This is a genomic window from Pseudomonas sp. TMW22091 (assembly GCF_022496705.1).
Lineage (GTDB): Bacteria > Pseudomonadota > Gammaproteobacteria > Pseudomonadales > Pseudomonadaceae > Aquipseudomonas > Aquipseudomonas saxonica.
In genome coordinates, this window is sequence record NZ_SCFI01000001.1 from 654,174 (window position 1) to 666,257 (window position 12,084).

General features: G+C 59.1%; 11 protein-coding genes. 4 read left to right on the plus strand and 7 right to left on the minus strand.

The window, feature by feature from the left end:
• Position 1: 1 nt before the first annotated feature.
• The 3 genes from EQV93_RS03020 to EQV93_RS03030 are packed head-to-tail and all read right to left on the minus strand — an operon-like array spanning position 2 to position 1,679.
• Positions 2-592: an LON peptidase substrate-binding domain-containing protein gene (locus tag EQV93_RS03020; protein WP_122783234.1), complete on the minus strand. Its 591-nt coding sequence runs from the start codon at positions 590-592 to the stop codon at positions 2-4.
• Positions 593-603: 11 nt separating this feature from the next.
• Positions 604-1,320, minus strand: coding sequence for an LrgB family protein (locus EQV93_RS03025; RefSeq protein WP_122783235.1), 717 nt, complete (start codon positions 1,318-1,320; stop codon positions 604-606).
• Positions 1,317-1,679, minus strand: a complete 363-nt coding sequence (locus EQV93_RS03030; protein WP_122783236.1) for a CidA/LrgA family protein — start codon at positions 1,677-1,679, stop codon at positions 1,317-1,319. The genes EQV93_RS03025 and EQV93_RS03030 overlap by 4 nt, the downstream gene beginning before the upstream one ends.
• A 164-nt stretch (positions 1,680-1,843) precedes the next feature.
• On the opposite strand from EQV93_RS03030, the gene EQV93_RS03035 reads away from it, so the two are divergent.
• Positions 1,844-3,526 (plus strand): C13 family peptidase, encoded by a 1,683-nt coding sequence (locus tag EQV93_RS03035; RefSeq protein WP_240890842.1) that lies wholly within the window; start codon positions 1,844-1,846, stop codon positions 3,524-3,526.
• 49 nt (positions 3,527-3,575) lie between these two features.
• Entirely contained in the window at positions 3,576-4,217 is a 642-nt protein-coding gene (locus EQV93_RS03040) for an oxidoreductase (protein WP_146384439.1), read from the plus strand.
• Between the two features lie 73 nt (positions 4,218-4,290).
• Here the strand turns inward: EQV93_RS03040 and EQV93_RS03045 are convergent, their stop codons facing one another.
• The 4 genes from EQV93_RS03045 to EQV93_RS03060 form a co-directional block, all read right to left on the minus strand.
• The gene (locus EQV93_RS03045) at positions 4,291-4,578 is read right to left on the minus strand and encodes a YceK/YidQ family lipoprotein (RefSeq protein ID WP_240890896.1); all 288 of its coding nucleotides are present in this window, start codon (positions 4,576-4,578) and stop codon (positions 4,291-4,293) included.
• On the minus strand, positions 4,571-5,200 hold the full coding sequence (gene ubiX / locus EQV93_RS03050) for a flavin prenyltransferase UbiX (protein WP_122783240.1): 630 nt from the start codon (positions 5,198-5,200) through the stop codon (positions 4,571-4,573). The genes EQV93_RS03045 and ubiX overlap by 8 nt, the downstream gene beginning before the upstream one ends.
• A complete protein-coding gene (mpl, locus tag EQV93_RS03055; protein WP_240890843.1) occupies positions 5,197-6,546 on the minus strand; it encodes a UDP-N-acetylmuramate:L-alanyl-gamma-D-glutamyl-meso-diaminopimelate ligase in 1,350 nt (449 codons plus the stop codon). The genes ubiX and mpl overlap by 4 nt, the downstream gene beginning before the upstream one ends.
• A 197-nt stretch (positions 6,547-6,743) precedes the next feature.
• Positions 6,744-8,633, minus strand: coding sequence for a sigma-54-dependent Fis family transcriptional regulator (locus tag EQV93_RS03060; RefSeq protein ID WP_240890844.1), 1,890 nt, complete (start codon positions 8,631-8,633; stop codon positions 6,744-6,746).
• Positions 8,634-8,978: 345 nt separating this feature from the next.
• Between EQV93_RS03060 and exaC the strand changes: the two genes are divergently transcribed.
• Complete coding sequence (gene exaC, locus EQV93_RS03065) at positions 8,979-10,499, plus strand: acetaldehyde dehydrogenase ExaC (protein ID WP_146384444.1); 1,521 nt, start codon at positions 8,979-8,981, stop codon at positions 10,497-10,499.
• Between the two features lie 110 nt (positions 10,500-10,609).
• A complete protein-coding gene (eat, locus tag EQV93_RS03070) occupies positions 10,610-12,058 on the plus strand; it encodes an ethanolamine permease (protein WP_122782020.1) in 1,449 nt (482 codons plus the stop codon).
• The last annotated feature ends 26 nt before the right edge of the window (positions 12,059-12,084 follow it).

Here is a 12,084-nt window from a genome sequence, read left to right on the forward strand (position 1 = left end):
ATCAATTGAGCATTTCGCCCTGCATTTCATCGAGCAGGACCTGAATGCCGTCCAGACGCTGCTGCGGGTCATTGACCAGCAGCAGCTCCAGCTTGTCCTCTTCGGTAAAGGGCAATAGATACGCCAACTGATTGGCCAACGATTGCTGCCCCGCCACTTCCGTGTTCATGTTCAAGGCAGCCACCATAGGATGCTCGGCCAGCGCCTTGAGCAACGCCAGCAAGTCCTGGTCTTCTTCGGACAGAGGCTGCTCGGGGCTCTCATCCAGCCACTCAACCTCTGCCACCATGAGCTGGTCGCGCTGAAGTTCGGTGTCCAGCACCTCAAAACGGCGCCCCCCTTCGACCCGAATCCCCAGCAGGCCATTGTCCTGACGCTGAAAATCACGGACCAACGCCTCACAGCCGACCCGGGCAATGCCTTGCGGCGCATCGCCAACTTCTTCACCTTCCAGAATGCACACCACACCAAAGCCCGTGCCCTGCTTCATGCAGCGAGCAATCATGTCCAGATAACGCGCTTCGAAGATCTGCAAGTCCAGTACGCAGCCCGGAAACAACACCGTATTCAAAGGAAACAACGGCAACTTCATAATTTTTGTTCCTACGCTATAAGGGAGACAGCCAACGGCAAAAATACGGCGGTTGCCACTCCCATCAAACTCATCGCCAGCGCCGCAAATGCGCCGCACTCTTCGCCTTCGTGCAAGGCCACCGAAGTGCCCACCGCATGCGCGGTCATACCCAGCGCCATGCCGCGCGCTTCCGGGCTGTGAACCCGTAAAAGTCGTAACAGACCGGGGCCGGCAATGGCTCCGATCACGCCAGTAATGAGCACAAATACCGCAGCCAGCGCAGCAACGCCACCGATTTGCTCGGCAACCAGCATGGCAATCGGAGAGGTGACTGACTTGGGCGCCAATGTCATCAACATCATATGCTCGGCACCGAACCACTGCCCCAGCAGCACCACTGACGCTGTCGCCACTACGCCTCCAATCACCAGCGTAGTAAAGATGGGCCAGAACAGCTGACGAATCCGCCGCAGGTTCAAGTAAAGCGGCACGGCCAGCGCCACGGTCGCCGGGCCTAGCAGAATGCTCAGAATCTCGGTGCTTTTACGGTACTCCACATAACTCAAACCGCAACTGAGCAACACGCCAATGACCAGCATCATGGAAGCCAACACCGGCTGCAGGAAGATCCAGCGGGTCTTTTCGTAAGTCGCAAGCACCAATTGATAGGCACCCAAGGTAATACCGATACCAAACAAGGGGTGATGAATCACCGACTGCCAGGCGTCGTGCCATTGAAGGTTCATGGCCGCTCCTCAGGATGAGCGTGGCCTTTAAGCAAGCGCTGCATCAGTACCCCGACAAACGCCATTGAGATCAGCAATGACAGCACCAACGCCCCGGCAATCGCCCAAAAATCGGCCGCGATGTCAGCGGCATAGACCATCACCCCTACAGCAGGCGGCACCAGCAACAAGGGCAGATAGCGCAACAAACCGCTGGCTGCCTGGCTTAAAGGCTCGCTCACCTGACCGCGCACTATCAAGAACACCAACAGCAGTAACAGGCCGATGATAGGCCCCGGCAATACCGGGACGAACAAGTGATTGAGGGCCGTGCCGAGTAATTGAAACAGCACCAGCCAAGTCAAACCCCGTAACAACATTTCACCTCTCCAGCGATTATTATTTTTGGCCCGGCATTATAAGCACGTCCCTTCTCGACCCGGCATCGGCTGCTCCCCGAATAAGTGCGCATGTTTCATGCGGGCCTATAGAGCCGCTTGGGTTGCTGCGGCATACTCGCAGGCCTAACTTTGCGGATCTTGCCATGCGCTCACTTGCCCCCCTTGCTTTGACATTGCTGCTGACTGCCTGCGGTGAGGGAGAGTCGCTGTTGCCCCCCGACGCACGCCTGCCTGATGGCGGACGTTATCGCGGCGAGGTGGTCAATGGGCTGTTGCAAGGCCAGGGCCGCATCGATTACCCGAACGGCAGTTGGTACGCCGGCGAATTCAAAAATGGCTTGTGGCATGGCCAGGGCGAATGGCACGCCAGCAATGGCGACGTCTATCGCGGCGGCTTCGAGCAGGGTCTGTATAGCGGCCAAGGCAGTCTGACCACCCACGACAGCACCTATGTCGGCGGTTTCAAGCAAGGCCGACGCGAAGGCGAAGGCACCCTCAAACAGGGCGAAATGACCTATCGCGGTGAATTCAAGGACGACCAATTCTCGGGCATCGGCCACCTTGAGCTCGAAGACGGTAGCCAGTACCAGGGCCAGTTCGCCCACGGCAAACCCCACGGCGAAGGCAAGCGCAGTGATGCCAGTGGCAATGAGTTCAGCGGCCAGTTCGTGAATGGCGATCTTGAAGGCAATGGCATCTTTAACAGCGCAGAGGGCGACCAATACGAAGGTGCCTTCAAAGACAACCAGTTGAATGGCAAAGGCCGCTATGAAAATGCCGACGGCGATGTATGGATCGGTGAGTTCAAGGATGGCGCCCTGACCGGTCAGGGCGAACTCATCGGGATCGACGGTTCCCACTATCGCGGCCAGTTCAATGAATGGCGTTTTAACGGCCCCGGCCATCTGAGCATGCCCGATGGCAGCACCTATGTCGGTGAGTTTGCCGCCGACACCTATCAGGGCCACGGCACCCTGACCTTGAGTGATGGCACCGTACTGAGTGGCGAGTGGGTAAACGGCCAGCGGGTACGCGATGCCAAAGGCGCCGTGCTGCCCGACCCGCTGGAGCTGGGGCTGCTCAATCAAGGCACCTTGCTTAATCAAGCACTGGACGCCGTTGCCCCCTCGACCCCTGCCGTCGAGCTGTACAGCCTGGTGCTGGCCGGCGATGGCAAGCAAAGCGTGTTCAAGCGCGAAGCCGAGTACGTGAACAACATGCTGGCCAGCCGCTTTGGCAGCCGTGGCCAGATCAGCCTGATCAACCATCGCGATCATCTCCTGGACCGGCCAATGGCCACCCGAGAAAATCTCTACCGCGCGGCTAAAACATTGGCTGAGCGCACTGGCCCAGAAGATCTGGTGTTTATCTACCTCACCAGCCACGGCACCGCCGAGCACCAATTGGTGCTGGAACAGCCGCGCATGGAACTTGCAGACCTGGCCGCTGACGAACTTGCAGCGGCACTGGCGCCATTGAAAAACCGCGACAAGATCATCGTCATTTCGTCCTGCTACTCGGGCGGGTTTATTCCGGCCCTCAAAGATGAAAAGACCCTGATCATGACCGCATCCAGCGCTGGTAATGTTTCATTCGGTTGTTCGGAAGAAGCCGACTTCACCTATTTCGGCAATGCGCTGTTTGCCCAGGCGCTAAACCAGACGGACGACCTGCAAAAAGCTTTCAAGTTGGCCACTCAATCCATCGCAGAACGAGAACAGGCTGAGGGTTATGAGCCTTCTGAACCCCAAATATGGGCGCCAAAAGGCGTTCTGACCCACTGGCAACGCTTACGTCAACAACAAGCAAAACAGGCTCTGCAATAAGCAAAGCCCCCTGAGCTGACTAAGCTGAATGCATCAAGGGAGACACACCATGCATTTGACACCTTCCAACATTCTGCTGGCGGGAGCGTCCGGCCTTACCGGCGAACACTTGCTTGACCGTTTGCTGAACGAGCCCACCATCAACCGTGTGCTGGCCCCGTCGCGCAAACCGTTGGCCCCCCATCCGCACCTCGAAAACCCTGTGGGCGATCCCGCCGTGTTCCTGCCCCAACTGAGCGGCAAAGTCGATGTGGCGTTTTGTTGCCTGGGTACCACGATCAAAATAGCCGGTTCTGAAGCAGCCTTCCGGGCGGTTGACCATGACATGGTGGTGGCATTTGCCAAACGCGCTCTGGAAATGGGCGCACGGCACCTGGTGGTGATCAGCGCCATTGGCGCCGACCCGGAGTCGTCGGTGTTTTACAACCGGGTCAAAGGCGAGATGGAGCAGTCGCTGCGTGCTCAAGGCTGGCCACAACTGACCATTGCCCGCCCCTCGATACTGATTGGCGATCGCCTTGAACCGCGACTGGCCGAGCAAATTGCCGGGCCGCTGTCCAAGCTGATTCCGGGCAAGTACCAAGGGATCGAGGCTTGCCACCTCGCACGGGCACTGTGGCGCTTGGCCCTGGAGGAACAAGACGGTACGCGGGTTATTGAGTCCGATGAACTGAGGCGCCTGGGCAAATAATCTCGCCCCACCTCGCGTAGTCGCTGCCCATCGCAGCCTCGCACCTCGTCAGCGACTACAAAAGATGCACCGATTACAACCCGCCGGTTGCCTGAAAGCCGACGCCCAGCACCGTCAGCACTGACAACGGCAGCAGCACCGTATCAAGCAACGCGCTGGCGGGCAGATCCAGGCCGGGATAGCGCGGCGCATCTGCGCCAAAGCGCTCTTTTGCACAACACCCGCCTTGCAGCGCATACATGTCCAGCCGTGTGCCGGAATACACAACCGGGGCGCCCGGTTTGGCCGCGTCCAGCGTGCGAACACTGGCGCAACCACCGATATGCAAGGTCATCAACAACGCCAGCAGCGCCTTACTCATCGCCGCCGACATGGTGCTCACCCCAGCGCGGGAGCATGTCTTGCGGGATATTCAGCAGATTGAGAATCCTGGCCACGACAAAATCCACCAGATCATCGATGGTCTGCGGCTGGTGATAAAAGCCCGGTGAAGCCGGTAGTATCACCGCCCCCATGTTCGACAGCTTGAGCATGTTTTCCAGATGGATACTGGAATACGGCGCCTCACGCGGCACAAGAATCAACTGCCGTCGCTCTTTAAGTGTGACATCGGCCGCTCGCTCAACCAGATTGTTGCACGCGCCTGTGGCAATCGCCGACAAGGTGCCGGTGGAGCACGGCACGACCACCATCGCAGCAGGCGCGCCTGAGCCGGAGGCCACCGGCGACATCCAGTCTTCCTTGCCGTACACCCGAATCTGCCCGGCAGCCGCGCCGGTGTACTCGGTCAGAAAGGTTTGCATGGCCTGTGGTTTGGGAGGCAATAGCACATCGGTTTCAGTGGCCATCACCAATTGTGCGGCCTTGGAAATCAGGAAGTGCACCTCGCGGTCTTCACGCACCAGACAATCGAGCAGGCGCAAGGCGTATTGCATGCCCGAGGCTCCGGTGACTGCCAGGGTAATGCGCTCAGGGCCGCTCATCGCAGGGCGTCCGCCAATTTACCGTGCAGGCCACCAAAGCCGCCGTTGCTCATGATCACGACATGAGTACCGGGCGTGACCTTCGATTTGACCTCGGCAATGATGGCCTCCAGCGAATCGCAGACCCTTGTCGGCACAGGGCTGCAACCCACAGTGCCCGCAAGGTCCCAGCCCAGGTTGGCCGGTGCGTACCAGACCACATGGTCGGCTTGCACGACACTGTGTGGCAAACCTTCGCGGTGCGCGCCCAATTTCATGGAATTGGAACGTGGCTCAATCACTGCAATCAGCGGGGCATCACCGATATGCTTGCGCAGGCCATCCAGGGTCGTGGCAATGGCTGTGGGGTGATGGGCAAAGTCGTCATAAATGGTGACGCCGTGCACTTGCGCGACTTTCTCCATGCGCCGTTTCACGCTTTTGAATGCATTCAAACCGGCGATTGCCAAGCTAGGGACTACCCCCACATGACGCGCCGCAGCCAGCGTTGCCAAGGCATTCGCCACGTTATGTTGACCCGTCATGTCCCACTCAACCGTGCCTTGAACGTCGCCTTCAAACAGCACGGCAAACCGCGAGCCGTCGTCGCTGAGCAAGCGGGCTTGCCATTGCCCCCCTTCGCCTGTGGTTTGTACCGGCGTCCAGCAACCCATCTCGATCACGCGCTGCAATGCGGGCTCGGTGGTCGGGTGAATCACCAGACCTTCACTCGGGATGGTGCGCACCAAGTGATGGAATTGACGCTCAATAGCCGGCAGATCGGGGAAGATATCTGCGTGATCGAACTCAAGGTTATTCAGGATCGCGGTGCGTGGACGGTAGTGAACGAATTTTGAGCGTTTGTCGAAGAACGCACTGTCGTACTCGTCGGCTTCAACGACAAAGAACGGGGTATCACCCAGGCGGGCCGACACGGCAAAGTTCTGCGGCACACCGCCAATCAGGAACCCCGGCGCCATGCCCGCATGCTCCAGCACCCACGCCAGCATGCTGCTGGTGGTGGTTTTGCCGTGGGTGCCCGCGACGGCCAGCACCCAGCGACCTTGCAACACATGGTCGGCCAGCCATTGTGGGCCTGAAACATAGGGCAGGCCTTTGTTCAGTACGTACTCCACCGCCGGGTTGCCGCGTGACAGGGCATTGCCAATCACTACCACATCGGGTGCGGGGTCGAGTTGGGCCGGGTCGTAGCCCTGCGTTAATTCAATGCCTTGAGCTTGCAGCTGGGTGCTCATTGGCGGATAGACGTTAGCGTCGGAACCGGTAACGTGATGGCCCAGTTCTTTGGCCAACACCGCCAGAGAGCCCATGAAAGTGCCGCAAATACCAAGAATATGAATGTGCATAGTCGACCTCGTAAAACATCGGCGAAGGGTAGCGTAGGAGGGTTATTTTCGCACCTGATGATTATTGTTGAATGCTCCAGCCCTCACCCTAGCCCTCTCCCAAAGGGAGAGGGGACTGACCGTATGCACTTTCACAATCAGCACCAATCTGCCCCCTCTCCCTCTGGGAGAGGGTTGGGGTGAGGGTGCTTCAGGATTCAACGCGCTATCCCATGCCTGCGCAGCTTGCGGTAGAGCGTGTTGCGGCTGACCCCCAACTGCTCCGCCGTCTGCGTCATATGCCAGCGGTGCTGTTCAAGCACCCCCAACAAGGCCAACTTTTCTGCATCCTCAAGCGGATGCTCAGACAGCCTGGCAGGCGGGGCCGCGGCCTGACGAATGGCAGCCGGCAAATCTTCCACTTCAATCACTGCGCTGTCACACAATGCAGCCATCGCGCGCAGCACGGTGCGCATTTGCCGCACATTGCCCGGCCACTCAAAGTCCAGCAACGCTACACGCGCGCAAGGGCTGATGGTGATGCGCTGTTCCCCCGCCTCCCGGGCCAACAAAAAGTCCAGCAACTGTGCTTTATCCGTGCGATCTCGCAAGGCCGGCAAGCCGATTTCCAAGCCATTTAACCGGTAATACAAATCTTCACGAAAAGTGCCCGCCGCCACATGCTCCTGCAAGTTGCGGTGGGTGGCACTGATGATGCGCACATTGACCGCCAGCGGCTCACCCCCAATGGGCACCACCAAGCGGTCTTCCAGCACTCTTAATAGACGGGTTTGCAGCGCCAGCGGCATATCGCCAATTTCATCCAGAAACAGCGTGCCACCATCGGCCTGCTGCAGCTTGCCCGGCATCCCCTCTTTGCGTGCGCCGGTAAAACTGCCACCGCGATAACCGAACAGCTCGCTTTCAATCAGGTTCTCGGGAATCGACGCGCAATTGAGCGCTACAAAAGGTTGGCTGCTGCGCGAGCTGGCTTGATGCACGGCCTTGGCAAACACCTCTTTGCCTGAACCCGTTTCGCCATTGACCAACAACGGCACATCCCGCTCGAACACCCGCAGCGCCCGTCGAAAATGGTGTTGCAGGCCCTCGTCCCCCAAACAGATAGCGTTCAGGTGCGGGGCAGCTTCAGGCAGCGCTTGAACATTGACCGGCGTCGGCACGCTGCGCGGCTGCCCTCGCACGACGGCAAACAGGGTGCGACCGTCGTGTGTGCGTAATGGCCAGCACTGACTGGCCTGTGCGCTGGCCCGGGAGAACAGTTCGTCACGCGGGCAGTCGAATACGCTTTCAACCCCTTGTCCGAGCAAGCCTGCGCGGCCGTTGCCCAGCAAATTCAAGGCACTTTGGTTAATGGCCACAATCACCCCGTCGCCATCAAACGCCAGCATCCCTTCACTGAAGAGCCCCACCGCCTGCGCTTGAACATTAAAGCGCAGCAGCCACTGATGCTCGTAGTGGCGCTGGAAGTAGCTGTTTTCGATGAGCTTGGCCGAGAGATTGATCAGCGCCATGGTGTGAAACTGACTCTGGCGTGAAACCTCATGGCGGGCCGAGGACACGTCCAACACCGCCAGCAACTCGCCATGGGGATCGAACACCGGGCTTGCCGAACAGGTCAGGCCGGTGTGACGCCCCCGAAAGTGTTCGTCCTGATGAATCGTCAACGCCTGGCGCTCCACCAGGCATGTGCCGATACCGTTGGTCCCCTCGCGCGACTCGCTCCAGTCAGCGCCCAGCCACAGGCCCGCCCGCTCAAATACCTTGCGCTCAGTCGACGCCGTGACGCAGTTCAGAATGACCCCGCGAGCATCCGTCAGCAGCACCGCATGCCCGGCACCCGAAAGCTGCTGGTGCAAGCTGTTCATTTCATGCCCGGCAAATTGCAGCACCTGCTGCAAACGCTCGCGCCCCTCCAGAATTCGGCCGTGTTCAAGCACCGTCGGGGCGATGGTCTGTGCCGGATCAAGGTGGTAGTCGTCCAGGCAGCGTTGCCAGGAACGAATAATAGAGGGGTCGCAACCCAACGGACGGCCTCGGGTGACATCCAAGACTTGCCGCGCATGACGGCTTAAATCGGTGCTGTGCATTGTTATTGTTCTCCTTGCTGTCTCGGCGGTCTTGCGCTCGTCAGAGGCAAAGCTCCTCAGCGGCAACACAGATCCAGTTCAAACCGAATCCCCAGCATCCTCCGGGCACCCGAGCATTGCAATCACGAACTGACTCACCGGTCGTCGACTGTGTCACCTGTGGCACACAGTGTCACAGCGAGCGTGTCACCGTTGGCACAGCACCCGTTACTCCCGCCCACACTAAAACCTGCCAAGCCCCGGCCCGCCTGAGTCTCAGCACTATGGCCCAGCCTTTGCTGCTGAATTGGCCAGCGCCACAGCGCATCCTCCCAATAAGCACAATAAAGCCAGGAGACACTCACCATGCGTTACGCACAACCCGGTACTGAAGGCTCGATCGTCTCGTTCAAGAGCCGTTACGGTAACTACATCGGCGGCGAATTCGTGGCACCGGTCAAAGGCCAGTACTTCACCAACACCTCGCCGGTTAACGGCAAAGCCATTGCCGAATTCCCGCGCTCGACCGCAGAAGACATCGACAAAGCCCTCGATGCTGCCCACGCAGCCGCAGATGCCTGGGGCGCGACCTCGGTGCAGGCCCGTTCTTTGGTCTTGCTCAAAATTGCTGACCGCATCGAACAAAACCTCGAACTGCTGGCCATCACCGAAACCTGGGACAACGGCAAAGCGGTGCGTGAAACCCTGAATGCCGATGTGCCATTGGCTGCTGATCATTTCCGTTACTACGCAGGCTGCATCCGCGCCCAAGAAGGCAGCGCCGCAGAAATCGACGGCAATACCGTGGCTTACCACATCCACGAACCGTTGGGCGTGGTCGGGCAGATCATTCCGTGGAACTTCCCGCTGCTGATGGCCGCCTGGAAGCTCGCCCCGGCGTTGGCGGCCGGTAACTGCATCGTGCTCAAACCGGCTGAACAAACGCCACTGAGCATCACCGTGTTTATGGAACTGATCGGCGACCTGTTGCCGCCGGGCGTGCTCAACGTGGTGCAAGGGTTCGGCAAAGAAGCAGGCGAGGCGTTGGCCACCAGCAAGCGCATTGCCAAAATCGCCTTCACCGGCTCCACCCCGGTGGGCTCGCACATCATGAAATGCGCCGCCGAAAACATCATCCCGTCGACCGTAGAACTGGGCGGCAAGTCCCCCAACATCTTCTTCGAAGACATCATGCAGGCCGAACCGGCGTTCATTGAGAAAGCGGCCGAAGGTCTGGTGCTGGCCTTCTTCAACCAGGGTGAAGTGTGCACCTGCCCGTCGCGGGCACTGGTTCAGGAATCCATCTACGACGACTTCATGAAAGTGGTTATGCGCAAAGTCGAAGCGATCAAGCGCGGTGACCCGCTGGACACCGACACCATGGTTGGCGCTCAAGCATCCGAGCAACAGTTCGACAAAATCCTGTCCTACCTGGAGATTGCCAAAAACGAAGGGGCTGAACTGCTGACCGGCGGCGCTGTAGCCAAGCTCGAAGGCGACCTGGCCACCGGCTACTACATCCAGCCGACGCTGCTCAAAGGCACCAATAAAATGCGTGTCTTCCAGGAAGAAATCTTTGGCCCTGTGGTCAGCATCACCACCTTCAAGGACGAAGCCGAAGCGCTGGCCATTGCCAACGACACCGAGTTCGGCCTGGGTGCCGGCCTGTGGACCCGCGACATCAACCGCGCTTACCGCATGGGCCGCGCCATCAAGGCCGGTCGCGTCTGGACCAACTGCTACCACCTCTACCCGGCACACGCCGCGTTCGGCGGTTACAAAAAATCCGGTGTCGGCCGTGAAACCCACAAAATGATGCTCGACCACTACCAGCAGACCAAAAACCTGCTGGTGAGCTACGACATCAATCCGCTGGGTTTCTTCTAACCCATCGCCCCGTAGCCGCTGCCGAAGACAGCGGCTACAGAGCCTTCTGGCTCATCTTTTGCTTTACACCCTGTCAAATTTTTCAAACGATAAAGCACAGGTGACTGCACATGCCTAGCGAACCGATTGCCGCAACAGCGGCCCCGACCTCCGTGGATTTCGAAAAGGTCGGCTCTGAATATTTCCAACAACGCGAACTGAAAAAAGGTGCCGCCGGCTGGGTCCTGCTGGTGGGACTTGGCGTCGCCTACGTCATCTCCGGCGACTACGCCGGCTGGAACTTCGGCCTGGCCCAAGGTGGCTGGGGCGGCATGTTTATCGCCACATTGCTGATGGCCACCATGTACTTGTGCATGTGCTTTTCGCTGGCCGAACTGTCCTCCATGATCCCCACTGCGGGCGGCGGCTATGGCTTTGCCCGCAGTGCATTCGGGCCGTGGGGCGGCTTCCTCACCGGCACCGCCATCCTGATTGAATACGCCATTGCGCCCGCCGCCATCGCGGTGTTTATCGGTGCTTATTGCGAGTCGCTGTTCGGCATTGGCGGCTGGATGATCTATCTGGCGTTCTACATCATCTTTATCGGCATCCACATATTCGGGGTCGGCGAAGCGCTCAAGTTGATGTTCATCATCACCGCCGTCGCCGCTATCGCCCTGGGTGTGTTTCTGGTGTCGATGGTGCCGCACTTCAGCATCAACAACCTGCTCGACATTCCAGTGACTCAAGCCAAGGGCGCCAGTGCTTTCCTGCCCTTCGGTTATGTCGGGGTGTGGGCTGCCATCCCGTATGCCATCTGGTTTTTCCTCGCGGTCGAAGGCGTGCCCCTGGCCGCCGAAGAAACCAAAAACCCCAAGCGCGACCTGCCCCGCGGCCTGATTGGCGCCATGCTGGTGCTCGTCACCTTCGCTCTGCTGATCCTGATCATTGGCCCCGGCGGTGCGGGCGCCCATCACTTGATGGCCTCCGGCAACCCGCTGGTTGAAGCCCTGAGCAAGGCCTATGGCGGCTCGACCTGGATGGGCGGCTTTGTGAATCTGGTGGGCCTGGCGGGCTTGATCGCCAGCTTCTTCTCGATCATTTACGCCTACTCACGTCAGATCTTCGCCTTATCGCGCGCGGGCTATTTGCCGCGAAAACTGTCGCAAACCAACAAAAGCAAAGCCCCCGTGCTGGCCTTGATCATTCCCGGCATTATCGGTTTTGGCCTGTCATTGACCGGTCAGGGTGATTTGCTGATTCTGGTGGCCGTGTTTGGCGCAACGATTTCCTACGTGCTGATGATGGCTGCGCACATCACCCTGCGCATTCGACGCCCCAAAATGGAGCGTCCTTATCGCACTCCGGGCGGTATATTCACCTCAGGCATCGCATTGGTGCTGGCCTGCGTTGCGGTTGTCGCCGGTTTTCTGGTGGACCCGCGCGTGGTAATTGGCGCGGCGGTGATCTATGGCGTATTAATCGCGTACTTCGCGTTCTACAGTCGACATCACTTGGTCGCCGGTACGCCGGAAGAGGAATTCGCGGCCATTCAACAGGCCGAAAAAGCCCTGCACTAACCGCCGAGCGTCACGTCAGGCGCATG